The following is a 25,521-nucleotide window of genomic DNA, read 5'->3' as shown; positions in this document are numbered from 1 at the left end:
TATTGTCAATAGTACTATTGTTAATAGTAAAAGCCAGAGGTGTCGTTATGTCGTCGATTGATTTAGTCATACTTGGTATTGTATTGGAGAAACCGCAAAGCGCCTATGACATTCAAAAGGATGTGGAGTACCACCATTTTTCCCGCTGGACGAAAATAAGCGTCCCCTCTATTTATCGAAAAGTACTCCAGTTGAGCGAGAAGGGTTATCTCCAAAGCGATATTGTCAAGGGCGATAAGTTTGCGGATAAGGCCATTTATTCTATTACCGATCAGGGCAGAGCATATTTCAAGGAGTTGATGTCCTCTTGCGTCGCTGGCCCAGTACCCTTGCTATTCGATTTCAATGTGGTCATTACCAATTTGAACAAGATGGACAAAGCCGAAGCGTTGGAGCTGGTTTCGGCTTTGCGCCGGAGCATACAGTCCTCGGCTGAATCGAACGAGGGCTATGCGCGGGAATTTGCAGACATTCCTTTGGTTGGGAGAACGATCTTTGAGCAGCAGCAGCTTCTCTATCGCGCTCTTCTGGAATGGCTGGATCACTTTGAAGGGCAGTTCTTAGAAGAATGAGTACAGGCCCCCAAAGCAGTTTGACCATCCTATTTGAAGCTCCGTTTTGGATTGGTCTATACGAAAGAACGGATAATGGCAAGTACGAGGTATGCAAAATCACTTTCGGCTCAGAGCCCGAAGATTATGAGGTCTATGAGTTTCTGTTGAAGAATTGGCACAAGTTGAAATTCAGTCCTCCAATCCAGGCCGAGATAGCCATAGAGCGAAAAATCAATCCCAAACGTATGCAGCGCGAAATTCAAAGCCAACTGCAGGATAAAGGCATTGGAACAAAGGCGCAGCAGGCGTTGAAACTCCAGCATGAGCAATGTAAGCTGGAACGGAAAACCAAGAGCCGTGAGCAGAAAGAGGCGGAGAAAGACCGCCAGTTTGCCATACGGCAGGAAAAGAAGAAAGCCAAGCACAGAGGAAGATAACATGAAGATAGAATGGATTTTATGCCCCTTTTGCGGCAGCAAAACGCGATTGAAAATCCGTGATGATACAGTACTGGAAAACTTTCCACTGTATTGCCCGAAATGCAAACATGAAACCTTGATAGCGGTAAGACAATTGAATCTATCCATCATCCGAGAGCCAGACGCTAAGACGCAGAGCCGATAACTTGCAAGAGTATTTATTCTTGTAGTTATCGGCTTTTTCTATTCCTTAACACATAATCCAATTATCCCGCCCGACGGGGAAAGAAAAAAACCGTTGCCGGGCAGGTTGTTTTTGTGCGCTCTATTTCATATCCCAGCGGCGGTTTTGAGAAATCAAGACCGCCGTTTTTGCTTTGCTTACTCTATGCAGGATCGGCAGTCCACGGAGGAAACCACCATGCTGATACAGTCTGTTTATCAACTATATAGCTTATCAAAAAAAGCTTATCTTCAGCACGGGAAAGGTTTAGACAAAAAGATGTACAATACGGTGTAAGTTATCGGCATATTATGTTTACTTTTGCTGATCTGTTATTGCGGTTTTGCGGTGCGGGCCGAAACTGCCGTATCAACATAGACACAAGGAGTGATGACACCAAGTCTAACTTCTCATTCTCCCGCGGATCGGGGGTGAGAAGATGAAGTACATCTCTGATAGTTATGGAGAACGCTGCCGATTTGACGCTTTCTGCAAAACCGTCCTCCGCAATGAGGCCAAAACCTATCTGCGAGATTTGTGCCGCCAGCGAAAATGGGAAACCCAGTTCAGTGCCTTGTCCCAACATGAAATAGCTGAACTTTGTACCGTAGACGAATACTTCAGCGACAAGTTTGTATTTTCGGCTTTTGGCTATGTTCTGTATATTCAGAGCGAATTAGTGGCCAATTCTTTTGCGAGTTTGCCGGAATGTGAACAGCAGATTTTAATTCTGCATTATGCGCTGGAACTTCCTGACAGAGAAGTGGGTGATTTTGTAGGGATGTCCCGCAGCGCCGTCCAACACCACAGAACAAAGACACTGAATGAACTGCAAAAAGACTTGAAATCCAAAGGAGTGAGAAACTAACATGAAGCAGCCGACTTTTAACGGCAGAGTGCTTTTGCCCGTGGACGTAATTGAGGCCGCCCGTGCAGGTGATTCGTTAGCGTTGGAGCAGATCTTGCGGTATTATGACCGCTACGTCAACAAGATTTGCACGCGAACACTCTATGACAAAAACGGTTTACCGTACATAGGCGTGGATGAGTACATGAAACATCGCTTGCAGGCAAAGCTGACGGAAGCCATCGTAAACAAGAAATAGCAAAGCTAAAGGAAGCCGTCAAAGGTCGAGATGAACGCTCCGCGCCCTTGACGGCTTCCTCCGTCTTTGCTGTGCGGTAACCAAGCGGGCGCAAACAGAAATCTGCTTGCGCCCGTTGCTATTATGGCGTTTGCACCTACGCATTTAGCGGATAGAAAAGCCCGATACCACAGGGCTTTGGGGATAAGAATTAATTGCGAGGAATATCTTACCATTTTTACCCTTGCAAGTGTCGTTTGAAATGCGTAGAAATCCTCTGTGTGTTACTGATAGTTAAGTTCTTAATTAGCCATTGTGATTGAAGATAGTTGTGCTAGCAAATAAGCATCTTTATTTGAGTTTTTAACTTCAAGACGCTCAAGGACAAATTTTTCTGTCTCTGGACTCCAATATATTTTCAATTTATTCTTTGCACGGGTGATTGCCGTATAAAAGATATTATGCGTGATGCGTTCTTCTGCTTCTTTTGTGATAACGATTTTTACGGAGTCGTACTCTAAACCTTGAGCTTTGTGAATAGAAACGGCATACGCGACCTGAAATGGTACAACCGTGGAGTTATTATCATCATCATCTTCGTCAGTACTGCGGATTTTATTAACACTGAAAGAAATAATGGAATTCCCAGATTCAGACTCCCCAATCAGTTCAAAGTCGTAGTCCCACGCATCTATCTCGTTTATTGATTCCTCAAGTTCAATATCAAATTGGATTTGTTGCTCTTCTGGGTGAATCCCAACAATTCTACCTTTTGTGTTGTTATGAATCAATGGAGAAAAGATATTTGATTCATTAAACAGGACTGGATCACCAATTTTATATGTGTTGATTCCCCATACAATACCTTCATTTGGATTGTTGTTCTGCAAAAAGCGGTTAACATTATTAATTCCATAGAGTCCATCGTAATTCAAACAGAGAATAATCTCATCATCGTTGCTATGTTCAAAGATGGATTCATCAAGTTTTGCAACGTAGTCGTTTTTCACTAATGGTTCTAAAATTGCATCATCGAGTCTGCGTACGCGATCCCACACAGTTAGTAAATCTTGATTAGTGGTTCTGTATGGATACGTTAATTCAAACACAGAAGTTGTCGGTACAAACTTTCGCGCAATGCTAAACCAATTTCCAAAGTAAATGGATTCTATCTGATACACATCACCCACTAAGACCAAGAGCTTGAAGTCGGCCTTTTCAAGTACTTGTCTCATATCGTTGTTGCTTACGGTGCTACACTCATCGATAAATAGTATATCGCACTCGGTATTGAGATTTCTTTTTGATAAAAACTTGGCAATGGTATTATATTCGCTGTTGCCCGCAGTTACTTTTCTCCTCATATTATCCACAGCGGGATGAGTGTTTGCCAAAAAGAGCTTATCCTTTTCTCCCCAAAAATTAGCTATATGATTAATTAGGGTAGATTTGCCTGTCCCAGCAGAACCATATACTAATGCAACATGTGATTTTTCAAACATTTGGCGAAGTGCATCTTTTTTGCTTTCATCATCAATAGTGTATGACTCTCGAGAGAGCCATGAGTCAACAGATGCCGTATATTGAGTAACACCAGAAGAAGAGAGCTGTTGCAGCTTTTTTATTATTTCAGCGCTATCCTCAGCATATTCTTTGATATAAATATGGCCCTTATATTCTTCTAGCCTACGTCCAGTGTGTTTATGGTAAAGAGCAGCGTTGTATTTTTGTATCGACTCATCAATATTCTTAAACCCTTCGATTTCCGATTTAGGTGTGAAGAGTTTTCCTTCGATCTCTGTATTATTCTTAATGCACCGGGCTAAGAATTCATGTTCACGATCAGAAGTAGGGATTGAATTAAATAGATCATATATTCTCGGATTATGCTGACGAAGAGAAGTGCAATAAGGCATACGGTCAAAAGGCATACAGCCATAGTTTAGATAGAGATTTGATAAGCCTTCACACCGCTTATTTGAGTACTGCCATTTGATGACTCGATTATTCATTTTATATAACAAATAACGCAATACGTTTGAGCCAGCCTTGTCGTTCAAAATTACCTCTCGACACTGATCCAGAAGGTCATATATTTTGACGGACTTAGCTTGTGCAGTAATATTATTTTTTACAAAATCGTAGTAATCTTGTTCACTACTTACCAACTCTGTCAGAGACATTCTGACGGTTGAAAGAAATTTCATCAGTTCTCTATACTCATTGGAGCTAGTGCTATGCTTTACTCGTGGCCCAAAGATTTCAGAAAGGTTATCCCATTCACACGGCCGAATAGATACTTCATACCCATCTATTATTAAGATAGACATATCTTTATCCAAAATACGAATTATATCATTGTGAATGGAAAACTTTATAGCATAGTTGTCCATGATTTCATGACGAGTAAATGCAATTACTCGATCAAATTTACTTGTATTAGCCGTTGCCGCAGTAAATGTAACCTCATAATATACTTTTTGATTTATAAAGAAAGGCTTGATTTTTTGAACATAATAGCGATCGTTGTATGTTACAGCATAGCTAAATCTGCTTGGTGACTCAATTCTCTCTGCGATTTTCGTGTAATAATCGGATAGTTCAGTATCAGTGTCCAAAGGAAAATCTTCTATATTCTCTAACACATCCAGATTGTATGCCTGCTTAAGATAGAGTTTTGTCTTTAGTAAGTGTTCATAATATTTGAGCATGAGCCGCTCGGAGCCATCTTTGTCTACAGTGTAGTGCGACACAGACTTCTGGAGTAGCTCATGAAATCTATATAAAAAACGCAAATTTCCATGACGTTGCATATCTTTTAGAGCGGCAACATTGAGATTATAATCGTTAGGATTAACATCAGCACCATTAGAAAATGCCTTGATTGCTACATATTCTACAAAATTGCGAATATGACCCAATATGTTTTGGCTCAAAAGACCTCGCTCGGTTGCGCCAAAACGTGCAATGTTGTCACAAATCACGCCACTTGTGTCCAAAATAGCTTTGTCAATTCTTAGCAATATTACCATCTCCTTTTTGCAGAAAATCAAAGTTATAGTCACTGTTATTTTACACCTTTATACTCGAGTCGTAAATCCGCCAAATTTCGAGTGTTTGTGTTTTAAAATAAATTCTTTGAACAGACAAAAAAGAAAAGGAACCGGCGTGCCATTTCATTGCGAAATAACATGCCGGTTCTTTTAGCAACCCTGTTTGTCAGCCGTTAAGTTAGTATAATTTTGATACTTCCTTATTGGTGTTCACCAAATGCGGGGCGTCCCTTTTTTAATGGTTTCTCGCTGTGCTCAGCCGCGCAGGCTCTCGGCCCAGGCGGCGTACTTGGCCACCTTCTCGTCGCACTCGGCACGGGAGGCGCCGTTGGCCAGGATATAGACCTTGACCTTGGGCTCGGTGCCGGAGGGGCGGACGATGAGGCTGGTGCCGTCGGCCATCTCGTAGCGCAGCACGTTGGAACCGGTCAGCTCCATGGTGCTCTTGCTGCCGTCGGCCACGGTGACCACGCTGCCATCCTTGTAGTCCTTCTGCTGGAGCACCGCCACGCCGGCGATCTCCACCGGGGGCTGCTCCCGCAGGCCGGCCATCAGCTCGGCCATCTTCTTCAGCCCGTCCAGGCCGGGCATCACCAGGTTCATGGTCTTTTCGCCGTAGAAGCCGTACTTCTCATAGCACTTCTGGAGGGCGTCGTACAGGGTCATGCCCTGCCCGGCGTACCAGGCCGCCATCTCGGTGAGGGCCAGGGAGGCGGTGACGGCGTCCTTGTCGCGGACGTAATCGCCCAGCATATAGCCATAGCTCTCCTCGTAGGAGAAGATGACCTTGCCCTCGCCGGCGTTCTCCAGCTTGTCCTTCTTTTCGGCCAGGAATTTAAAGCCCGTAAAGGTGTCATAGCACTGCAGGCCGTTGGTCTCGGCCACCTTGCGGGCCATCTCGGTGGTAACGATGGTCTTGAGGGCCACCGGCTTGTCCGGCATCTTGCCGGTGCGGCGCTTGGCCCCGATGAGGTAATCCAGCAGCAGCACGCCGGTCTGGTTGCCGGAGATGGTGACGAATTCGCCCTGGTCGTTGCGCACCATGATGCCCACCCGGTCGGCGTCGGGGTCGGAGCCCAGGATGAAGTCGGCGCCCTCCTTCTTGGCCAGGTCCACCGCCAGGTAGAAGCCCTCCGGGTTCTCCGGGTTGGGGGAGACCACGGTGGGGAAGTTGCCGTCGATGACCATCTGCTCGGGCACGCAGATGACGTGCTTCATGCCCAGGCGGCGCAGGGCCTCGGGGATGAGCTTGTAGCCGGTGCCGTGGAAGGGGGTGTACACCATCTTAAAGGTGTCGGCCACCTGTTCCACCGCGGCCTGGTCGTTGACCTGACCCATGACGTTGGCCAAAAACTTCTCGTCGGTCTCCGCGCCCATGAGGGTGATCCTGCCGCTCTTCAGGGCCTCGTCGTAGTCCATGCGCACGATGGAGTCGAACAGGTCCAGCTCCTCCATCTTCTGGGCGATGGCGGAGGCGTGGTGGGGGGGCAGCTGGGCGCCGTCCTGCCAGTAGACCTTGTAGCCGTTGTACTCCTTGGGGTTGTGGCTGGCCGTTACGTTCACGCCGGCGATGCAGTGGTACTCCCGCACGGCGAAGGACACCTCGGGGGTGGGGCGCAGCGCGTCGAACAGGCGGACCTTGATGCCGTTGCCCGCCATGACGCAGGCGGTCTCACGGGCGAAGGTCTCGGAGTTGTTGCGGCAGTCGTAGCACACCGCCACGCCCCGCTCCATGGCCTCGGCTCCCTCGGCCTTGATGACCTCGGCAAAGGCCTGGGTGGCATGACGGATCACGTGGACGTTCATCTGGTGCAGGCCCACGCACATGGTGCCGCGCAGTCCGGCGGTACCGAATTCCAGGGGCGCGAAGAAGCGGCTTTCGATCTCCCGCTCATCTCCGGCGATGGCCCGCAGCTCCTGCTTCTCCTCTTCGCTGAGGGCCGGGCTGTTGAGCCACTTTTCATATACATCACGATAGGACATGGGACTAACCTCCATTATCTGAAATTCGGACGCAGACATTCCGCCGTCAAGGCGATTATACCACATCCATCCAGATCATGCCACTGCATTTTGTCTATTTGTGGTAAAGCGAGCCCTCCTCGATCTTGAAGCAGCGGTAGATCTGCTCCAGCAGCATGACCCGGGCCAGGTGGTGGGGAAAGGTCATGGGGGACATGGACAGGCGCAGGTCGGCCCTGGCCTTGAGCGCGGGGTGCATGCCGTAGGAGGAGCCGATGAGGAACACCAGGGTGTTGCGCCCGCTGTCCGTCCACTTCTGCAGCCGGGCGGTGAGCTTCTCGCTGGAGAGCAGCTCGCCCTCCACGCACAGGGCCACCACCGCCGCCCCTTTGGGCAGCCGGGCGGTCACCGCCGCCGCCTCCTTCTCCAGGGCGGCGTCGATCTGGGCCTGGGAGGGGTTTTGGGGCAGGCGCTCCTCGGGCAGCTCGGTGATCTGTAGCCGGCAATAGGCCCCCAGCCGCTTGGCGTACTCCGCCGCCCCGTCTATGTAGAACTTCTCCTTCATCTTGCCCACGCAGAGGATGTGCACCGTACTGCCCTTCATACCACGTACCTCCGTCCGGTCTCGCTGCGGGGGGCCACTTCCAACACCACGTGCCCGGCCCCCATGCGCCGCAGGGCGTCGCCCACCACCTGCCGGGCCCGCTCCGGGGTGTTGTTCTCGTGGGAGAGGTGGGCCAGCACCACGGTGTGGGCCCCGTCCTCCACCGCCGCGCAGGCCAGGGCCGCCCCCGCCTCGTTGGACAGGTGGCCCCGCTGGCCCAGGATGCGCTCCTTGAGAAAATAGGGGTAGGGCCCGGACTGGAGCCACTCCACGTCGTGGTTGGCCTCGGCCAGCAGCAGGTCGGCCCCCCGGATTCCCCGGCGCACCTCCTCGGTGACGTGGCCCAGGTCGGTGACCACCGCCGCCTTGCGCCCGCCGGCGCTCAGGGCGTAGCCGGCGCTCTCGGCGGCGTCGTGGGGGGTGGGGAAGCTCTCCACCTCCACCCCGCCCACCTGGAAGCACGCCCCCGGCGCAAAGGGCCGGATCAGCTCCTCCAGGAAGGGGATGCGGTAGCACAGCTGCCGGGCGGTGCCCCGGCTGGCATAGACCGGCACCCGCCGCTGCTTGGTGAGGGTGGTCAGCCCCGAAATGTGATCGGTGTGCTCATGGGTGATGAGCACGGCGCTCAGCGCCGCCGGGTCCACTCCCAGCCCCTTCAGGGCGGTGGTGATCCGGCGGCAGGAGATCCCCGCGTCCACCAGGATATGGGTGTCCCCGTCGCTCACCAGCGTACAGTTCCCGCTGGAGCCGCTGGCCAGGGTGGTCAGTGTCAGCAATGCAAACGCTCCTTTTCACAGAAAAAGGGCGGCGGACTGTGCCGCCGCCCGGATCTTATCCAACTTGTACCTGTTTCTCCTCGTCCGGAGTGATGACCACCCGGATGTCGGCCCCGATGCCCGAGAGCTTGCGTACGATGTCCTCGTAGCCGCGCTCGATGTGGTGAATGCAGCTGATCTCGGTGGTACCCTGGGCCGCCAGACCGGCGATGACCATGGCCGCGCCGGCCCGCAGGTCGCAGGCCCGGATGCGGGCCCCCGTCAGCTTCTCCACGCCCTCGATGACGGCGATCTTGCCGTCCACCTGGATCTGGGCCCCCATGCGGCGGAACTCGTCCACATAGCGGTAACGGTTGTCCCACACGCCCTCGGTGAGCACGCTGGTCCCCTCCGCCAGGCAGAGCACCGCGCCGATCTGGGGCTGCATATCGGTGGGGAAGCCGGGGTAAGGCAGGGTCTTGACGTTGGTGCGGGTGAGCTTGCCGGTGCGGCGCACCAGTACGGCGTCGTCCCGCTCCTCCACGTCCACCCCCATCTCCAGCAGCTTGGCGGTGATGCACTCCAGGTGCTTGGGGATGACGTTCTTGACCAGCACCTCGCCGCCGGTGGCGGCCACGGCGGCCATATAGGTGCCCGCCTCGATCTGGTCGGGGATAATGGAGTAGGCGCCGCCGGTCAGGCGCTCCACCCCGCGGATCTTGATGACGTCGGTACCGGCGCCCATGATGTCGGCGCCCATGGAATTGAGGAAGTTGGCCAGGTCCACCACGTGGGGCTCCTTGGCGGCGTTCTCGATGATGGTCATGCCCTCGGCCAGCACGGCGGCCAGCATGATGTTCATGGTGGCCCCCACGGAGACGATGTCCAGATAGATCTGGGTGCCCATCATGCGGCCCTTTTTGGCCCGGGCGTGGATGAAGCCGCCCCGGACGTCCACATCGGCACCCATGGCCACAAAGCCCTTGATGTGCTGGTCGATGGGCCGGCCGCCGAAGTCACAGCCGCCCGGCGGGGGCACCTCGGCCGAGCCGAAGCGGCCCAGCAGGGCCCCGATGAGGTAGTAAGAGGCCCGGATCTTCCGCGCCAGCTCCTCGGGCACCCGGCGGTTGTGGATGTGGGAGCAGTCCACGTCCACCGTGGTGCGGTTGACCGTGCGCACGTCGGCGCCCAGCTCCTGCAGGATATTGAGGATCAGCGTCACGTCGCTGATCTGGGGAATGTTCTCAATGCGGCAGACCCCGTCCACCAGCAGGGCGGCGGGGATGATGGCAACAGCGGCGTTTTTCGCGCCGCTGATATCGACCTCTCCATAAAGCGGTTTCCCGCCGTGAATCACATATTTTGTCAAAGCTACAACCCTCTATTCCTTCCGCCCCGGGCCATGGGCGCCGGCGGCGAGGTCCAACATCCGGCGCAGGGCCGGACCGATAATTGCAAATTTCAGGCGCTTCTTCCGCAAGCGCGCTCTAACGCCCATATAGTATACCATATCTCTGTGTAAAATCAAAGCAAATTTCTCGTATGGTCTGATTTTCGGCACGCAGTCTCCTGTCGGGTATATTCACCTTGCCCAATTTGGACGATTCTATACCTTTTTTTATTATGTCGACCATGCTCCGCTCAAAAAGGCCCGCCGGACCTGCGTCCGACGGGTCTTTTTTCTTCGATTAGCATAAACTATCTGTTTAAAAATATGTCGCTTCATCCGGTCTTTTTCCGACCTTTTCCGGCGAAAGGCCTGTTTTTTGTCTACTTGAACAAAATCACCGGATTCAGCCCGCCAGCGACAGGGTGCCGGTGGCCGCGTCGACATAATAATCGCCGCTGTCGGTGCTCAGCCGCCAGACCGGGTCTAGCCGGGCGGGCCGCACACTGCTGCTGAGCCGGTAGCCCGCCGTCATGGAGTCGATGCGGCTGCACACATACCCGCCCTCGTTGATCCCCGCCAGGAAGCGGATCAGCGCCGTGGAGACCGCCAGCGGGGTCTCCCCCGCCGTCTCCTCCGCCGTACCGCTGAGGCGCTGGCCCTCGATGCTGCGCAGCTCCTCCCCCGACCAGGTCAGCGTGAGGGTGCAGGAAAAGACAGGCGTCCCTTTCCACTGCTGGCAGTAGGTCAGCCGGACCTGTCCGTCGGCCTGCTCCTGTTCGATGAGTTCACCGTGAAAGCCGATGCGTTCCAGGCACTCCTCCGAGGCCTTTTCATAGCTCTGTCCCTCCTGCCGGAACCAGGCCCCCGTGGCAAATTGCACCGACAATTCCCCGTCGGCGGAGTACTCGGCGCTGCCGTTGAGGCCGGAGTAGCGCGGGCGCAGCTCACTGCCGCCGGTCTGCTCCACCTGGCCCAGCAGGGCGCGCACCGCCTCCAGCTCGGCGTCCTGGTCCCGGTTGACCAGCAGGGGCTGCAGCGCCATCTCCCTTGGCAGGTGCTCCAGGTTCACGGCGATGCCGCTGCGCTGCAGGGTAGCCACAGCGGACTTGCGGGTCTCCTCCTGGTAGCGGGCGCCGCTGCCCTCCCGCATGCCGACCAGCAGCAGGAGAAAGGCGTTGACGCACACCAGCAGCAGCAGGATGATGTTTTTCAGCTTTGACCATTCCATCGTCTGTTCCTATCCGGCCTCCCACACGGCCTGTACGGTATCCGCCCCGGTATCGGTGTAGTAGAGCGCCAGCTCCCGCCCCTGGGGGTCCAGCGCGTCCAGGGCGGCGGCGGCCTGGCGTTCAGGGAGCACCAGGCTCTGTTTCCCCGTCTCCTCATAGCTGCGGAAGCGCAGGGTATAGTCGGTGATCTGCCCCTTGCGGATCACGAACTGGGCGGCGCAGCCGCCGTCCGGGAAGAGCACGGCCGCGCCGTTGAGGCTGTAGCCGTAGTAGACCGTCAGGCTGCCGTCGTCCCCGCTCCGGGCGCCCAGCAGGTACAGCCGGGCGCTGCCGCAGTAGCTGCCCACCGTCCCGGAGGCCAGGGACCAGGTGGCCTCCAGCCAGCCGGGCAGGCCGCTGCCGCTGTCCTCCTGCACGGGGTAGCGGTAGGCGCCCTCTCCCGCCGTGTCGTAGACCACGGTGCCATCGTTGCCGATGAGCAGCGTCTCCTGTCCCTCCCGCACCCGGATGCCGTTGGCCACGGGATAGACCGAATTGTTCTGGGGCCGGAAGGAGACCGCCTGCTGCAGCGCGTCCACCATGGCGTCATCCACGCTGCCAAGGGGGTTGGACGAGCGGTAGATCTGGGGCGAGGGCGTGGTGGGCAGGATGAGCACATAGGGGTCCAGCGCGTCATAGCCCGCATCCCCGGCCAGCTCAAAGGCAAAGCTGGCGTTGTTTCCGGCGTAGCCCTCCAGCACCTGATCCATATGCCCCTCGTAGCGGACCTGGGTCCGGCAGGCATAATACAGGCCGTCAGACTCATTATGATAGTACAGCGCAACCTCTCCCGTCGCTTCGTCCAGCGCCACAGCCAGCTGCCGCACGGTGGCCTCCAGCGCCGGGTTGCTGCTGCCCTGGCTCAGCCAGGCGTAAAGGACCTCCAGGGGCACCTCCCCCAGAAAGTCCATCCAGATCCCCGGCGCGCCCAGGGCCCGCTGCCAGTCCTGCTCGGACACCGGCTCCGGCGTTTCCGCGCCGGAGAGGGCCTCTCCCAGCAGGGTGCTGACCTCCTCAAAGACCAGGTCGCACCCGGCGGTGTCGTACTGCACGGCAAAGCGCTCCTCCCGACCGTGGATCGCGATGCGCACCGGATAGACCGCCACCGTCAGGGAGGTGCCGGTCTGGGAGGGCTCACTCTCCAGCTCCTCCCCGGGGCGGAACAGGGTCACCAGCCGCCCCAGCCAGCCCTGGGGCAAATGCTCGGCCAGCTCGTTGTAGACCAGCACCCGGGCCGTCAGATAGACCGCCGAGAGGGTGAGCAGCAGGATGAGCAGCGTTTTCAGGTTTTCCAGTCCGCGCCGCCGGCGCCGCCGTCTATTCCCCTGCATGGTCCGGTCCCTCCACCCAAAGCGTGATGCGCACCGTCAGCCCCGGGCCCGGCCGGTCCACCAGCTCGATGGTGCCGTCGTGCCGGTCCACGATCTCCTTGGCGATGGAGAGGCCCAGGCCCGTACCCCCCGATTCCCGGGAGCGGGCCTTGTCCACCCGGTAGAAGCGCTCAAAAATGCGCCCCCGATCCTCTTTGGGGATGCCGATGCCGTTGTCGGCCACCTCCATCCACACCTTTTTGCCCCGCCGGCCGGCCGAAATGCGGATGCGCCCGCCGTCGGGGGTGTACTTGATGGAGTTGGACACCACGTTCATCATGACCTGTACGATGCGCTCCCGGTCGCCCACGATCCGGGGCAGTCCGTCCTCCACCGCCAGGTCCACCCGGTGGCCGTGGCGGCGGGCCTCCATGAGGTTGGCGCTGTACACGTCGTGCACCGCCCGCTCGAAGGAGAAGGGGGCCAGCTTGAGCTCGGACCGGCCGGAGTCGAACCGGGAGAGGGTGAGCAGGTCCTGGACGATGTGGGTCATCCGGTCGGACTCGTTGAGGATGACGCCCAAAAAGTTCTTTTCGGTCTCGCCGGGCAGCTGCCCGGCGTTGTCCACCAGGGTCTCGGCGTAGGAGCGGATGTTGGTCAGAGGGGTGCGCAGCTCATGGGAGACGTTGGCCACGAACTCCCGGCGCATCTCCTCGGTGCGGCGCTGGGCGGTCACGTCGTGGATGACCACCAGCACGCCGCCCAGCCGCTCCTGGTCAAAGGGGGTGAGCAGCAGCTCCAGCCGGCGTCCGGCCACCTCCCGCTCCCCGTCCAGATAGCCCGGCTGCTCCACCGCCAGCACCCCCTGGAGGGGGGCGATGTCGGAGAAAAGGGTATCGTAATTCTCCGCCCCGCCGATGGGAATGGCCCGGCCCAGCATCTCCTCGGCGGCGGGGTTGGACTGGATCACCGTCCCGTCCCGGGAGAAGGCCACCACGCCGTCGGTCATGTGCAGGAAGAGGGTGCCCAGCTTGGTGCGCTCGTTCTCCACCTCTTCCAGGGTCTGCTTGAGCTGGCGGGCCATGTCGTTGAAGGTGCCGGTGAGCACGCCGATCTCGTCCCGGGAGGTGACCTCGATCTTCTTGGAGAAGTCGCCGTCAGCCACCCGCTCGGCGCCCTCGGTCAGCCGCTCGATGGGGGTGATGAGGGTCTTGGACAGCAGGAAGGAGAGCAGCACCGAGATGATCAGCCCGAAGATCAGGGCCTCCAGGATCAGGGTGATGAGCTCGCTGTTGAGGGCGGAGGCGTTGGTGCCGTCGTCCCGCACGTAGACGATGTACCGGCTCTCCCCCCGCTGGACGGCCACCGCCACATCCATGTAGGGGGCGGCGGGGTCGTTGTCGTCCCCCACCTCGGCCCCGGCCAGCACCTGCATCAGGTTGCGGGAGTCCTCCTTCAGCTCCTGGCCCGCCGCCGGCTCGTCCGAACCGGTGAGCCAGTGGCCGTCGGTGCCGTCCAGTACGTAGTATTTCCGGCTGCGGTTGTCCACGCCCAGGGCGCTGTTGTAGGTGTCCAGAATGTGGGCGATGCTGGCCGCGCCGTCCTCCTCCCCCTCGGCAGGGGTCTCCAGGTCGTTCCAGAAGCTCTCATTGCTGAAGGCCTCGGCCATCTGCTGGTAAAAGTCCTGGGTGTAGTAATTGGCTACGGAGTTGATGAGAAATGCCCCCACCACGGTCATCAGCGAGACGATGAGCAGCGTCATGATGAGCATCAGCTTCATATGCAGGCTTCGAAACATGGGGACACCCCCCTCCTACCCTTCCGGTTACGCCGTCAGGCGCTGAAATAATAGCCCAGCCCCCGCCGGGTGACGATGAACTGGGGCGAGGCCGGATCGTCCTCCACCTTCTCGCGCAGACGCCGCACAGCCACATCCACGGCCCGCACATCGCCCACGTACCCCTCGTAGTTCCACACGTGCTCCATCAGAGCCTCCCGGGAAAAGACCTTTCCCGGCTGGGAGGCCAGGAATTTGATGAGCTCATACTCCCGCTGGGTCAGCTCCAGGGGCTGGCCGTCCTTGTAGGCCGCCATCTGGTCCAGATCCAGCTGGATGCGCCCCAGGTCCAGCCGGTGCTCCGCCGCCTGGGGGGCGGCGGCGGCCATCTCATTGCGGCGGATGTTGGCCTTCACCCGGGCCAGCAGCTCCCGCATGGAAAAGGGCTTGGTGATATAGTCGTCGGCCCCCAGCTCCAGCCCCAGGACCTTGTCGGCCTCTTCCTCCCGGGCGGTGAGCATGATGACCGGGGTGCTCCGGTTCTCCTTGCGCAGGCTGCGGCAGACCTCAAAGCCGTCCATCTTGGGCAGCATCAGATCCAGCAGGATGAGGTCCGGGTTCTGCTCCAGCGCCAGCTGCAGCCCCGCCTGCCCGTCATACGCCTCCAGCGTCTCATAGCCTTCCTTGTTCAGATTGAAGCTGAGGATGTCCACAATGTTTTTTTCATCCTCTACGATCAATACCCGCTTGCCCATGCCTGCCTCCTCTCAATTGTCCAGCAGCCGTCTGGCCTTGAGCACCAGGGCCACCGTCTTGGCGTCCCGGATGGTGCCGGCCATGACCTGCTCCACCAGTGTGTCAAATGGGATGCGCTCCACTTCCAGAAATTCGTCCTCGTCCGGGTGGCACTCCCCCTGGGTCAGATCCTGGGCCAGGTACATGTGCAGCACCTCGCTGGAAAAGCCCGGTGAGGCGTACAGGCACCCCAGATAGGACAGCGTGCCGCAGCGGGCGCCCACCTCTTCCTCCAGCTCCCGCAGGGCGGCCAGCCGGTGGTCCTCCCCCGGCTCCAGCTTTCCGGCGGGCAGCTCGGTCACCACCTCCCCGAAGGGATAGCGGAACTGGCGCACCACGCTCACCGTGCCGTCGTCATACAGCGGCAGCACGGCCACGCCGCCGGGGTGCTCCACCACTTCGCGGCTGGCCAGCTTCCCGTTGACCAGCTCAGCCTGGTCCAGGCGCACGGTGATGATCCTCCCGCGGAAGATCACCTGGCTCTCCACGGTCTTTTCCCACAGTTGCATCCCATCTGCCTCCCATTTCTACAACATTAGGTTTAGTATATCACATTTTCCCAATCCGCGCCAGACTGAGCTTTGCCAATCCCTCCAATCATTACAGCTGTTCAACCCCGCCCCTCTCCCTTTATAATGGAGCTTACGCGGAATACGCAGATAAGGAGGCCCCCCATGACCATTCAGCCCATCGGAAGCGCCAGCGTGGCGCTGTACATCACCCCCGCCGACCTCAAAGAGCACGGCCTCACCCCCTCCGGCCTCACCCTGGAGCGGGCCCTGGAGCTGACCCAGACCGCCTTCCGCCAGGCCGGCATCTCACTGGACGGTTCCATCGAGATCGAGGCCTACCCGGACGCCTGCGGCGTGCTGGTCTTTGCCCGGGTCCGGGTGCCCGAGCGGGCCTGGTTTTCCTTTCCCGAGCTGGACCCCCTGCTGGCCGCGGCCCGGGCCATGCCCCTCCCCCGGCCGGACGCCTCCCTGCTGTGGTGGGACGACCGCTGGTGGCTCTCCCTCCCCGCCGAGGAAGAGCAGGCCGCCGCCCGCCTGTCCGAGTTCGGCCGCTGCGAGACCGCCCGCCCCCACCTGGAGGCCCGGCTGGCCGAGCACGGCCGCCCCGTGCTGGAGCGGGACGCTCTCACCGCCCTGCTGGCCTTTTTCCCCACCTGAGCCCCGCCCGGTTTATCCCCTTGACAACCATGGTATAATAAAATCCAAGTGTATGGCCCGGAGGTGAGCAGATGGAGGGCAAGGGCGTCAAGGTCGTGGCAAAAAACAGCAAGGCCTACCACGACTATTTTATCGAGGATAAGTATGAGGCCGGCATCGAGCTGGCCGGCACCGAGGTCAAGTCCATCCGCCAGGGCCATATCAACCTGAAGGATTCCTTCTGCATCATCAAGGACGGGCAGATGCACGTCCACGGCATGCACATCAGTCCCTATGAAAAGGGCAACATCTTCAACAAAGACCCCCTGCGCCCCCGCCGCCTGCTGCTGCACAAGCGGGAGATCCTCCGGCTGTTCGCCAAGGTCAAGCAGGACGGATATGCGCTGGTGCCCCTGTCGGTCTACTTCCGCGGCCCCCGGGTCAAGCTGGAGATCGGGCTGGCCAAGGGCAAAAAGCTCTACGACAAGCGGGACGCCGCCGCCGCCAAGGACGCCAAGCGGGAGATGGACCGCACCATGAAGACCCGCCGCAACAGCGGCTACTGAGGACAACCGCGGGCCCACGCCCGGGAAAGGAAGGATTTATATGGCTCAGAATCCCATCGTCACCATCGAGATGGAGGACGGCGGCAAGATGGTCGCCGAGCTCTACCCCGAGGTGGCCCCCAATACGGTCAACAACTTCATCAGCCTGGTCCAGTCCGGGTTCTACAACGGACTGATCTTCCACCGGGTCATCCCCGGCTTTATGATCCAGGGCGGCTGCCCCCACGGCACCGGCACCGGCGGCCCCGGCTACTCCATCAAGGGCGAGTTCCGCCGCAACGGCGTGGACAACACCCTGCGGCATGAGCGTGGCGTGCTGTCCATGGCCCGGGCCATGCATCCCAACTCCGCCGGCAGCCAGTTCTTCATCATGGTGGAGTCCGCTCCCCATCTGGACGGCGACTACGCCGCTTTCGGCAAGGTCATCGAGGGCATGGAGGTGGCCGACGCCATCGTCAACGCCCCCCGGGACCGCATGGATAAGCCCAAGGCCGACCAGCGGATGAAGTCCGTGACGGTGGAGACCTTCGGCGTGGATTATCCCGCCCCGGCCAAGTGCTGAATCGGGCCTTCTGATCGAAGCGAGCAAATTCTCTTTGTCGCGGCGCGGCAAAACCGCGCCGCTCCATGGGGGCGTACTGGTTTCGACGGGGACGTAGAGGCAGGAATAGCGGGCGGATGCGCCCAGCATCCCAAAAATGGGCAACTTATAAATTAAAGAACAACGATAACGTCGTTCTCGCCGCTGCTTAAATAGCGGCCGTCCCACCCGGAAGGACCACGGTCCGGGATGGGGCGTCGTCTAGTGGTGCACGTGCGTGCGCAAAGCTTTGAGCGCACCATGAATCATGAAGCTACCAGACCCTGTAGTTTGACGGCCTACGCCAGGGCGAGGGAATGTAAATGACCGTCTGCGCCCGGAGAAGTTCCTGAAGAAGCGTTTTCGGACGGGGGTTCGACTCCCCCCGCCTCCACCAAAAAGAAAGACACGCTGAGAAGCGTGTCTTTCTTTTTGGGTTCCACCGCCCAGAGGGCGGCTCCACCCTTCGGTGATTAAAATGCTCGGGGCAAATGAATTGCCCCTGCGCCAAGGTTTTCGCCCAAGGCGAAAACACTTGTACGGCGCATAAGCGCCGCCCCGCTGTGCGGGGCCCCAAGTCCTACCGGCATCGATACTGTTTCGATGATACATCGCGGAATTTCTTAGCTATGGTTTTTACAGGATGTCCGTTTTTTCCTCTTTTTTCATCTTTTCACCAGTTACTTCTATATATTCCCATATATTTTTGTTTGATTTGACATTTTTTCCGTTGTTTTTTGTGGGTTCATCCAATCTTAACTTAAGTTCATTGGGAATCGTTTTCATCCCTTTCTTTTTCATGTATAATTTCTGAGTAGTTCGTTTTGTACCAAGAATTTGAGGGAAGAAAGGAACCGATTCGCATGAAACATCATACCTTACGCACACGCGCAGTAGCCGCCGCACTCACGGGCGTACTTCTCACCGGTGTGGTCACCGGCGCCGGTGCAGCCGGCGTCACCGCCGGCGACATTGCGGGCCACTGGGCGCAGGAGAGCATCCAGTACGTGCTGGATCAGGGCTGGATGGGCCTGGATCAGGCGGGAGATTTTCTCCCTGACGAGACCATCACCCGGGAGGAGTTTGCCCATCTTCTGAATCAGGCCCTGGGGCTGGAGGACGAGAGCATCCTCTACTTCTCCGATACCGGTGACGCCCAGTATTACGACGACATCGCCAAGGCCGTCCGCGCCGGCTACATGGTCGGCAAGTCCGATGCCTCCTTTGCCCCCGGCGAGGCCCTGTCCCGCGCGGAGGCGGCCACCATTCTGGCCCGGCTGCTGCCGGTGCAGGAGGGTGAGGCCGTCAGCTTCACCGATTTTGACCAGGTGGGCGACTGGGCCAAGAGCAGCGTGCTGACCGCCAGCCAGAGCGGATACATCACCGGCAATCCCGACGGCACCTTTGCTCCCCAGCGCACCCTGACCCGTGCCGAGGCGGTGCAGATGGTGGTGGCTCTCACCTCCGGTGAGACCATCCAGAAGGGCCACCTCAACATCACCGCGGACAACCAGGTCATCCGGGACACCATCGTGGCCGGCAACGTGTATGTGGACCCGGCGGTCACCTCCCTGACCATGGAGAACTGCGTGGTCCTGGGCAACGTATATGTGGACGGCTCGGCCACGCTGAACTTCAACGGCCGCGCCCGTGTGGTGGAGGCCAAGGGTCAGGCCAAGGTCACCCTGGGCAGCGACACGGTCATTGAATACCTCTACCTGTGGGGCAGCGACAATACCGTCGACGCCGGCACCGCCCAGATCCACAGCGTGGTAGCCTACGGCAGCACCGACATCACCGGCGCCCCCACCCTGGACCTGCTGCGGGCCAATGCCGACGGCGTGACCTGCTCGGTGCAGCCCGGTGAGATCACCATCGGCGAGATGACCAAGCAGATGCCCGTCATCGCCGGCAAGGCCTATGTGGCCAGCACCTCCCCCACCGTCAGCCCCGACAAAGACAAGATCATCTCCACCGCCAAGACCCTCCCCACCATGACCGAGCTGCCCTATGACGAGGGGGTCACCTATCACCAGGACGTGTATGACAAGAGCCACCCCTTCAGCTCCATGTACTGCTCGGTGGGCAGCGTGAATCTGGAGGAGAACCAGTACATTGAGAAGGAATTCCTCATGTCCGGCAAGGCCAACGTCTACAACCTCTACGACAACGACACCCCCTACATCGTCTCCGCCGATAACCCCTACGCCACCCGCATCCTGGTGCGCTATCCCGACGTGGACAGCGGCAAGGAGTTCTCCGGCCGGGTGTACGTGGACATCCTCAACGCCTCCAGCGGCATCGACCTGGAGGACGTGTGGAGAAGAAGCTATCAGCACTTCATGGACAGCGGCGACGTCTACATCGGCATCACCTCCCAGAGCGGCACGGCCGAGGCCCTCAAGCGCTTTGACAGCGAGCGCTATGCCGACATCAACTGGAGCGTGGACGGCGAGCTGGAGGACGGTCTGTTCTTCGACATGCTCAGCCAGCTGGGCAACCTGCTGCGGGACGATCCCCACGCCATCCTGCCCGAGAACATCAATCCCGAGTACATCTACGTCACCGGTCAGTCCTGGTCGGGCGACTATCTGAACACCTACTCCAGCGTGTTCTATGACTACTACAACCAGGACCGCTCCCTCTTTGACGGCTATGTGAGCATCGTCTCCCCCGCCGAGACCTTCATCGCCTCCGGCGTGGCCGGCCCCCGTGACGTGTACACCGAGACCAAGGAGCCCTATTTCGTCATCATGTCCCAGGGCGAGCACTACTTCGGCAGCTACGGCGACTGGTATCTGGACTTTGAATATGTCCGCATCCCCGACGCCTCCGAGGACGACTACAAGTTCCGCTTCTATGAGGTGGCCGGCGCCGGTCACTCCGACCCCGTCTCCCCCATCCTGCCCAACAACGCCGAGATCGCCCTGGCCAACAACGGCACCGGCCGCGACCCCAAGGTGTACAACGGCGACGAGAAGCCCAGCGACCTGCAGCTGGATATGATCATCACCGCCAGTCTGGAGAACGTCCACAACTGGGCGGCCAACGGCGTCCCCGCCCCCTCCGGTGAGGACTACTGGCTGGAGTACCGCACCGTGGTGGATCCCTTTGTCAAGGACATGCCCGAGACCGTGGAGGACGAGCATCACAACGCCCTGGGCGGCATCCGCATGCCTCAGATCGAGGTGCCCGTGGCCCAGTACAAGCCCTTCCGCAACGACTCCTCCACCACCGACGGCAGCATGATCTACTTCGACTCCGACACCCTGAAGGCGCTCTATCCCCAGGGCTACGAGCAGTACAAGGCCGCCTTTGACGCCGCGGCCAAGAAGGTCTATGACGAGGGCTTTGTCATCGAGAGCGACTATGAGAAGCTCATCGCCTCCGACGCTAACCGCGACCTGTTCGAGTAATCCTTCCCATCTGCATAAAAACGCCCTGCAGCCGTACGGCTGCAGGGCGTTTTTTTGTTTTCAGGATGCCTCGCTCTCTTCAAACTGGGCGTTGTAGAGTCCCGCGTAGAAGCCGCCCTTGTCCAGCAGCTGCTGGTGGGTGCCCTGTTCCACGATGTCGCCGTCCTTCATCACCAGGATGAGGTCGGCCTCCTTGATGGTGGACAGCCGGTGGGCGATGACGAAGCTGGTGCGCCCCTTCATCAGGTTGTTCATGGCGGCCTGGATCAGGTGCTCGGTGCGGGTATCCACCGAGGAGGTGGCCTCGTCCAGGATCAAAATCCGGTTGTCCGCCAGGATAGCCCGAGCGATGGTGAGCAGCTGCTTCTGCCCCTGGGAGACGTTGGAGGCGTCCTCGTTGAGCTCCATCTGGTAGCCCCCGGGGAGGGTCTGGATGAAGTGGTGGACGTGGGCCGCCTTGGCCGCGGCCATGACCTCCTCATCGGTGGCGTCCAGCCGGCCGTAGCGGATGTTCTCCATAATGGTGCCCTTGAACAGCCAGGTGTCCTGGAGCACCATGCCGAAGGCCTCCCGCAGTTTGGTGCGGTTGAACTCCCGCACGTCGTGGCCGTCCACCCGGATGGCGCCGGCGTCCACGTCGTAGAACCGCATGAGCAGCTTGACCATGGTGGTCTTGCCCGCGCCGGTGGGACCCACGATGGCCACCGTCTGGCCCGGCTCCACCTTGGCGGAGAAGTCGTGGATGATGGTCTTTTCCGGCACATAGCCGAACTTCACGTGGTCAAACTCCACCGCGCCGGTGAGCTGCTCGGCGGGCACGGGGCAGGCGTCGCTCTGGCTCTCCTCCTCCTCGGCCAAAAACTCAAACACCCGCTCGGCGGCGGCGGCCATGGACTGGAGCATATTGGACACCTGGGCGATCTGGGTCACCGGCTGGGTGAACTGCCGCAGGTACTGGATGAAGGCCTGGATATCGCCCACGGTGATGGCACCGGCCACCGCCAGCATGGAGCCGGCCACGGCCACGGCCACATAGCCCAGGTTGCCCACGAAGGTCATGATGGGCTGCATCATGCCCGAGAGGAACTGGCTCAGCCAGGCCGACTTGAAGAGCACGGCGTTGGTCTCGTCAAACTCCCGGATCACTTCCTCTTCCCGGTTGAAGGCCCGCACCACGCTGTGGCCGGAGTAGGTCTCCTCCACCTGGCCGTTGATCTTGCCCAGGTACTTCTGCTGGGCCACGAAGTACTTCTGGCTGTGCTTGACCACCAGCATCACCAGGCCCGCCGACACCGGCAGGATCACCAGGGCGATGAGGGTCATGAGGGGGGAGATGGTGAGCATCATCACCAGCACGCCGATGAGGGTGGTCACCGAGGTGATGAGGGTGGTCACCGACTGGTTGAGGCTCTGGCCCAGGGTGTCCACGTCGTTGGTGATGCGGGAGAGGACCTCGCCCACCGTGCGGGACTCAAAGTATTTCATGGGCATGCGGTGGATCTTTTCCGAGATGTCCCGCCGCAGGCCGTAGCAGGTCTTTTGGGTGACTCCGCTCATGATCCAGCCCTGGAGCAGGGAGAAGCCGGCGCTGATGAGGTAGAGCACCAGCAGCACGATCAGGATGCGGCCGATCTTGCCGAAGTCGATGCCGCCGGTGCCCTGGACCTTGGCCACCAGGCCGGTAAAGATCTCGGTGGTGGCCTGGGAGAGCACCTTGGGCCCTACGATGTTGAAGATGGTGGAGCACACAGCGAAGAGCCCCACCAGGGCCAGCTGGAGCTTGAAGCGCCCCATGTGGCGCAGCAGCTTCTTCACGGTGCCCTTGAAGTCCTTGGCCTTCTCGCCGGGCACGCCCGGGCCGCGGTGGCCCATGGGGCCCCGGGGCCGGGACATGGTATGTTTTTCACTCATGCGCCTGCACCTCCCAATTCCGCTTCCGACAGCTGGCTCCGGGCGATCTCCTGATAGGTGGGGCAGCTGGCCATCAGCTCCTCATGGGTGCCGATGCCTGCGATGCGCCCCTCGTCCAGCACGATGATCTGCTGGGCGTGGAGGATGGTGGAGATGCGCTGGGCCACGATGATAACGGCGGCGTCCTTCACCTGCTCGCCCAGGGCCCGGCGCAGGGCCGCGTCGGTCTTGTAGTCCAGGGCGGAGAAGGAGTCGTCAAACAGATAGACCTTGGGGTCCTTTGCCACCGCCCGTGCGATGGACAGCCGCTGCTTCTGGCCGCCGGACACGTTGGTGCCCCCCTGGGCGATGGGGGAGGCGTAGCCCTCGGGCTTGGCGTCGATGAAGTCGTCGGCCTGGGCGATGACCGCCGCCTGGCGCATAGCCTCGTCGGTGATGTCCGCCCCGCCGAACTTCAGGTTGCTCTCAATGGTGCCCGAGAAGAGCACCCCTTTCTGGGGCACATACCCCAGCAGGCTGTGGAGCTTGTGCAGCGACAGGTTCCGGATGTCCACCCCGTCGATGGTGATGCGCCCGTAGCTCACGTCAAAGAACCGGGGGATCAGATTGAGCAGCGTGGACTTGCCGCTGCCGGTGGAGCCGATGATGGCGGTGGTCTGGCCGGGCTTTGCGGTGAAGGAGATGTGCTCCAGCACGTCGGCCTGGGCGTCTGGGTAGCGGAAGGACACGTCCTCAAAGCACACCTCGCCCCGCCACTCCTGCCGGCTCTCGTCCTTATTCTTGCCGGGCTCCGGGTCGTGGATGGAGGGCACGGTGTCCAGCACCTCCTGGATACGCTTGGCGGACACGCCCGCCCGGGGCAGCATGATGGATACCACCGAGATCATCAAAAAGGCCATGACGATCTGCATGGTGTAGGTGATGAAGGCGATCATGTCGCCCACCTGCATGGTGCCCAGATCCACCCCGTGGGCCCCCGCCCACACGATGAGCACCGAGATGCCGTTCATGATGAGCATCATGATGGGCATCATCATACTCATGGTGCGGTTGGTGAACAGCTGGGTGCCCATCAGGTCCCGGTTGGCCTTGTCAAAGCGCTGGCGCTCATACTCCTCCCGGCTGAAGGCGCGGATCACCGGCAGGCCGGTGAGGATCTCCCGGGAGACCAGGTTGACCCGGTCGATGAGGGTCTGCATCTTCTTGAACTTTGGCATGGCCACCGTCATCAGCACCGCCACCAGCACCAGCAGCACACCCACCGCCACGGCGATGATCCAGCCCATGCCGGTGCGGGTGGTGGCCACCCGCACGATGCCGCCGATGCCGATGATGGGGGCGTAGAGCACCAGGCGCAGCAGCATGACCACTACCATCTGGATCTGCTGGATGTCGTTGGTGGAGCGGGTGATGAGGGATGCGGTGGAGAAGCGGTCGATCTCCGCGTTGGAGAAGCCGACCACCTTGCGGAACACCTGGCCCCGCAGCTCCATGCCCACGCTGGCCGCCACCCGGGAGGCCAGCATGCCCGCCGTAATGGCGGCGGCCACCATCAGCAGGGTGAGGGCCAGCATCTTGCCGCCGGTGGTCAGCAGATAGCTGCGCTGGAGGGCGTGCAGATCCACCCCCATGGCCTCATACTCCTGCTGGACGAACAAGATGGCCATCTGGTCGGTCATGGTCCCGGCGGTGGCGCCGTACTGGTCGGCCATGGCCTGCATCTGCTCCATGAGCTGGGCCTTGAAGGCCGCCCGGCCCATCTGTTCGGCCTGTCCCACCAGGGCGGCCGGGTCCATCCCCTGCTGCTCCATCTGGTAGAGGGCCACCATGGGCAGGCCCAGCTGCTCATCCAGCCGGTCCAGCGTGTCCCCGTCGGTCTCCGTGAGGACATAGTCCCCGTTGCCGTCCGCGGTATAGGCCGCCCGGAGGGCCGCCTCGTCCTCGTCGCTCAGAAACAGGCTCAGCGCCTCCAGGGTGCTCCCCCGCATCCGCTCCGGGGTCACCCGCTCCACGCCGCTCTGCTGGATCCCTACGTCCACAATGTCCGACGTGTACCGGGGCAGCGTCAGGTCACAGTAGGCCTGCACGCACAGCAGCACCAGGATGAGCAGGACCATGCCCACGTGCTTTTTCAAATATCTCAGGATATTTCCCATGCCATTCGCTCCTTATTCCACAGACATCTTCTTCCGTTCTTCCTGAACGGTATCGGTCAGCCGGTCCAGCTGGGCCGCCAGGGCGCTCAGCTCCTCGCTCCCCATGCGCGCCACCACACGGCGCCCCAGCTCCTCCATCTGCTGCCGGCATACCTCCAGCAGGGCCAGGCCGTCCCCGGTCAGCACCACGTAGGTGGTGCGCCGGTCCTCCGGGTCGGTCTGCCGCTGGACCAGCCCCTTGCCCTCCAGCCGCCGCAGCGTGCGGGACACCGCCGGCGCCGACACGTGGGTGCACTGGGTCAGCTGGGAGACATACACCTTCCGTCTGTCCGGACCTGTGCCCTCCCGGTGCTGGATGAGCTGCAGCATGAAAAACTCCCCCATAGGCAGCCCGCCCATGGGCAGGCTGTAGCGGACACGGGCCAGCCGGTGGAGGGCTCCGCTGAGCTGGGTCACCAGTTCCTCTTGCATTTTGTCACCGCCTTAATTCTTAACATTGTTATCTATTAGCGTGACAACTATATTACGACGCTCCCGCCGTGAAGTCAA

At 59.2% G+C, this 25,521-nt stretch carries 22 protein-coding genes and 1 other RNA gene; 10 read left to right on the top strand and 13 right to left on the bottom strand.

The genetic code is table 11. From position 1 onward, the window contains the following. Positions 1-47: 47 nt before the first annotated feature. The 5 genes from WMO45_RS09875 (at position 48) to WMO45_RS09855 (ending at position 2,302) form a co-directional block, all read left to right on the top strand. The gene (locus WMO45_RS09875) at positions 48-572 is read left to right on the top strand and encodes a PadR family transcriptional regulator (protein ID WP_349140544.1); all 525 of its coding nucleotides are present in this window, start codon (positions 48-50) and stop codon (positions 570-572) included. Next, the gene (locus WMO45_RS09870; protein ID WP_349140543.1) at positions 569-991 is read left to right on the top strand and encodes a YjdF family protein; all 423 of its coding nucleotides are present in this window, start codon (positions 569-571) and stop codon (positions 989-991) included. The genes WMO45_RS09875 and WMO45_RS09870 overlap by 4 nt, the downstream gene beginning before the upstream one ends. Before the next feature lies 1 nt (position 992). Beyond that, positions 993-1,178, top strand: coding sequence for a cysteine-rich KTR domain-containing protein (locus tag WMO45_RS09865; protein WP_349140542.1), 186 nt, complete (start codon positions 993-995; stop codon positions 1,176-1,178). A 457-nt stretch (positions 1,179-1,635) separates the two neighbouring features. Continuing rightward, positions 1,636-2,064, top strand: coding sequence for an RNA polymerase sigma factor (locus WMO45_RS09860; RefSeq protein WP_349140540.1), 429 nt, complete (start codon positions 1,636-1,638; stop codon positions 2,062-2,064). A gap of 1 nt (position 2,065) precedes the next feature. Beyond that, positions 2,066-2,302: a helix-turn-helix domain-containing protein gene (locus WMO45_RS09855; RefSeq protein ID WP_156622122.1), complete on the top strand. Its 237-nt coding sequence runs from the start codon at positions 2,066-2,068 to the stop codon at positions 2,300-2,302. Positions 2,303-2,583: 281 nt separating this feature from the next. Here WMO45_RS09855 and WMO45_RS09850 read toward each other — a convergent pair whose 3' ends face one another. The 10 genes from WMO45_RS09850 to WMO45_RS09805 all read right to left on the bottom strand — a co-directional run bounded on the left by WMO45_RS09850 (position 2,584) and on the right by WMO45_RS09805 (position 15,704). Next, entirely contained in the window at positions 2,584-5,304 is a 2,721-nt protein-coding gene (locus WMO45_RS09850; RefSeq protein WP_349140538.1) for an ATP-dependent DNA helicase, read from the bottom strand. Between the two features lie 285 nt (positions 5,305-5,589). Continuing rightward, a complete protein-coding gene (locus tag WMO45_RS09845; protein WP_349140536.1) occupies positions 5,590-7,317 on the bottom strand; it encodes a phospho-sugar mutase in 1,728 nt (575 codons plus the stop codon). A 94-nt stretch (positions 7,318-7,411) separates the two neighbouring features. After that, the gene (gene rlmH / locus WMO45_RS09840; RefSeq protein WP_349140534.1) at positions 7,412-7,900 is read right to left on the bottom strand and encodes a 23S rRNA (pseudouridine(1915)-N(3))-methyltransferase RlmH; all 489 of its coding nucleotides are present in this window, start codon (positions 7,898-7,900) and stop codon (positions 7,412-7,414) included. Beyond that, the gene (locus WMO45_RS09835) at positions 7,897-8,676 is read right to left on the bottom strand and encodes an MBL fold metallo-hydrolase (protein WP_349140532.1); all 780 of its coding nucleotides are present in this window, start codon (positions 8,674-8,676) and stop codon (positions 7,897-7,899) included. Before WMO45_RS09835 ends, rlmH begins: the two co-directional genes overlap by 4 nt. Positions 8,677-8,731: 55 nt before the next feature. After that, a complete protein-coding gene (gene murA, locus WMO45_RS09830; RefSeq protein ID WP_349140531.1) occupies positions 8,732-10,024 on the bottom strand; it encodes a UDP-N-acetylglucosamine 1-carboxyvinyltransferase in 1,293 nt (430 codons plus the stop codon). A 424-nt stretch (positions 10,025-10,448) separates the two neighbouring features. Continuing rightward, positions 10,449-11,273 (bottom strand): two-component system regulatory protein YycI, encoded by an 825-nt coding sequence (locus WMO45_RS09825; protein WP_349140530.1) that lies wholly within the window; start codon positions 11,271-11,273, stop codon positions 10,449-10,451. Between the two features lie 9 nt (positions 11,274-11,282). After that, the gene (locus WMO45_RS09820; protein ID WP_349140529.1) at positions 11,283-12,644 is read right to left on the bottom strand and encodes a hypothetical protein; all 1,362 of its coding nucleotides are present in this window, start codon (positions 12,642-12,644) and stop codon (positions 11,283-11,285) included. After that, positions 12,631-14,421, bottom strand: coding sequence for an ATP-binding protein (locus WMO45_RS09815; RefSeq protein ID WP_349140527.1), 1,791 nt, complete (start codon positions 14,419-14,421; stop codon positions 12,631-12,633). The genes WMO45_RS09820 and WMO45_RS09815 overlap by 14 nt, the downstream gene beginning before the upstream one ends. A 35-nt stretch (positions 14,422-14,456) precedes the next feature. After that, the gene (locus WMO45_RS09810) at positions 14,457-15,155 is read right to left on the bottom strand and encodes a response regulator (RefSeq protein ID WP_349140526.1); all 699 of its coding nucleotides are present in this window, start codon (positions 15,153-15,155) and stop codon (positions 14,457-14,459) included. Positions 15,156-15,167: 12 nt separating this feature from the next. Then, positions 15,168-15,704: an NUDIX domain-containing protein gene (locus WMO45_RS09805; RefSeq protein ID WP_349140524.1), complete on the bottom strand. Its 537-nt coding sequence runs from the start codon at positions 15,702-15,704 to the stop codon at positions 15,168-15,170. Between the two features lie 165 nt (positions 15,705-15,869). On the opposite strand from WMO45_RS09805, the gene WMO45_RS09800 reads away from it, so the two are divergent. The 5 genes from WMO45_RS09800 to WMO45_RS09780 all read left to right on the top strand — a co-directional run bounded on the left by WMO45_RS09800 (position 15,870) and on the right by WMO45_RS09780 (position 20,905). Further along, a complete protein-coding gene (locus WMO45_RS09800; RefSeq protein ID WP_349140523.1) occupies positions 15,870-16,364 on the top strand; it encodes an adaptor protein MecA in 495 nt (164 codons plus the stop codon). Positions 16,365-16,435: 71 nt separating this feature from the next. Further along, the gene (smpB, locus tag WMO45_RS09795) at positions 16,436-16,909 is read left to right on the top strand and encodes an SsrA-binding protein SmpB (RefSeq protein ID WP_349140521.1); all 474 of its coding nucleotides are present in this window, start codon (positions 16,436-16,438) and stop codon (positions 16,907-16,909) included. A gap of 40 nt (positions 16,910-16,949) precedes the next feature. Then, on the top strand, positions 16,950-17,471 hold the full coding sequence (locus WMO45_RS09790; RefSeq protein WP_349140519.1) for a peptidylprolyl isomerase: 522 nt from the start codon (positions 16,950-16,952) through the stop codon (positions 17,469-17,471). Between the two features lie 67 nt (positions 17,472-17,538). Further along, positions 17,539-17,886: a transfer-messenger RNA gene (gene ssrA, locus WMO45_RS09785) on the top strand. A gap of 466 nt (positions 17,887-18,352) precedes the next feature. After that, positions 18,353-20,905, top strand: a complete 2,553-nt coding sequence (locus WMO45_RS09780) for an alpha/beta hydrolase domain-containing protein (protein WP_349140518.1) — start codon at positions 18,353-18,355, stop codon at positions 20,903-20,905. Positions 20,906-20,965: 60 nt separating this feature from the next. Here WMO45_RS09780 and WMO45_RS09775 read toward each other — a convergent pair whose 3' ends face one another. The 3 genes from WMO45_RS09775 to WMO45_RS09765 are packed head-to-tail and all read right to left on the bottom strand — an operon-like array spanning position 20,966 to position 25,443. Continuing rightward, positions 20,966-22,816 carry an ABC transporter ATP-binding protein gene (locus tag WMO45_RS09775; RefSeq protein ID WP_349140516.1) on the bottom strand — a complete coding sequence of 617 codons (1,851 nt, stop codon included), beginning with the start codon at positions 22,814-22,816 and terminating at the stop codon, positions 20,966-20,968. Beyond that, positions 22,813-24,972, bottom strand: coding sequence for an ABC transporter ATP-binding protein (locus WMO45_RS09770; protein WP_349140515.1), 2,160 nt, complete (start codon positions 24,970-24,972; stop codon positions 22,813-22,815). The genes WMO45_RS09775 and WMO45_RS09770 overlap by 4 nt, the downstream gene beginning before the upstream one ends. A gap of 12 nt (positions 24,973-24,984) precedes the next feature. Then, positions 24,985-25,443, bottom strand: a complete 459-nt coding sequence (locus WMO45_RS09765; RefSeq protein WP_349140514.1) for a MarR family winged helix-turn-helix transcriptional regulator — start codon at positions 25,441-25,443, stop codon at positions 24,985-24,987. Between the last annotated feature and the right edge of the window lie 78 nt (positions 25,444-25,521).

This window comes from Flavonifractor hominis (genome assembly GCF_040095835.1).
GTDB classification, from domain to species: domain Bacteria; phylum Bacillota; class Clostridia; order Oscillospirales; family Oscillospiraceae; genus Flavonifractor; species Flavonifractor hominis.
Note: the sequence above shows the minus strand (reverse complement) of the source record. Positions and strands in the feature narration are given on the sequence as shown.

Bases quoted from the DNA above. Each gene is read 5' to 3' on its own strand.
- WMO45_RS09875 (WP_349140544.1), top strand. From the start codon at position 48: ATGTCGTCGATTGATTTAGTCATACTTGGTATTGTATTGGAGAAACCG.
- WMO45_RS09870 (WP_349140543.1), top strand. From the start codon at position 569: ATGAGTACAGGCCCCCAAAGCAGTTTGACCATCCTATTTGAAGCTCCG.
- WMO45_RS09865 (WP_349140542.1), top strand. From the start codon at position 993: ATGAAGATAGAATGGATTTTATGCCCCTTTTGCGGCAGCAAAACGCGA.
- WMO45_RS09860 (WP_349140540.1), top strand. From the start codon at position 1,636: ATGAAGTACATCTCTGATAGTTATGGAGAACGCTGCCGATTTGACGCT.
- WMO45_RS09855 (WP_156622122.1), top strand. From the start codon at position 2,066: ATGAAGCAGCCGACTTTTAACGGCAGAGTGCTTTTGCCCGTGGACGTA.
- WMO45_RS09845 (WP_349140536.1), bottom strand. From the start codon at position 7,317: ATGTCCTATCGTGATGTATATGAAAAGTGGCTCAACAGCCCGGCCCTC.
- rlmH (WP_349140534.1), bottom strand. From the start codon at position 7,900: ATGAAGGGCAGTACGGTGCACATCCTCTGCGTGGGCAAGATGAAGGAG.
- WMO45_RS09825 (WP_349140530.1), bottom strand. From the start codon at position 11,273: ATGGAATGGTCAAAGCTGAAAAACATCATCCTGCTGCTGCTGGTGTGC.
- WMO45_RS09820 (WP_349140529.1), bottom strand. From the start codon at position 12,644: ATGCAGGGGAATAGACGGCGGCGCCGGCGGCGCGGACTGGAAAACCTG.
- WMO45_RS09815 (WP_349140527.1), bottom strand. From the start codon at position 14,421: ATGTTTCGAAGCCTGCATATGAAGCTGATGCTCATCATGACGCTGCTC.
- WMO45_RS09810 (WP_349140526.1), bottom strand. From the start codon at position 15,155: ATGGGCAAGCGGGTATTGATCGTAGAGGATGAAAAAAACATTGTGGAC.
- WMO45_RS09805 (WP_349140524.1), bottom strand. From the start codon at position 15,704: ATGCAACTGTGGGAAAAGACCGTGGAGAGCCAGGTGATCTTCCGCGGG.
- WMO45_RS09800 (WP_349140523.1), top strand. From the start codon at position 15,870: ATGACCATTCAGCCCATCGGAAGCGCCAGCGTGGCGCTGTACATCACC.
- smpB (WP_349140521.1), top strand. From the start codon at position 16,436: ATGGAGGGCAAGGGCGTCAAGGTCGTGGCAAAAAACAGCAAGGCCTAC.
- WMO45_RS09790 (WP_349140519.1), top strand. From the start codon at position 16,950: ATGGCTCAGAATCCCATCGTCACCATCGAGATGGAGGACGGCGGCAAG.
- WMO45_RS09780 (WP_349140518.1), top strand. From the start codon at position 18,353: ATGAAACATCATACCTTACGCACACGCGCAGTAGCCGCCGCACTCACG.
- WMO45_RS09775 (WP_349140516.1), bottom strand. From the start codon at position 22,816: ATGAGTGAAAAACATACCATGTCCCGGCCCCGGGGCCCCATGGGCCAC.
- WMO45_RS09770 (WP_349140515.1), bottom strand. From the start codon at position 24,972: ATGGGAAATATCCTGAGATATTTGAAAAAGCACGTGGGCATGGTCCTG.
- WMO45_RS09765 (WP_349140514.1), bottom strand. From the start codon at position 25,443: ATGCAAGAGGAACTGGTGACCCAGCTCAGCGGAGCCCTCCACCGGCTG.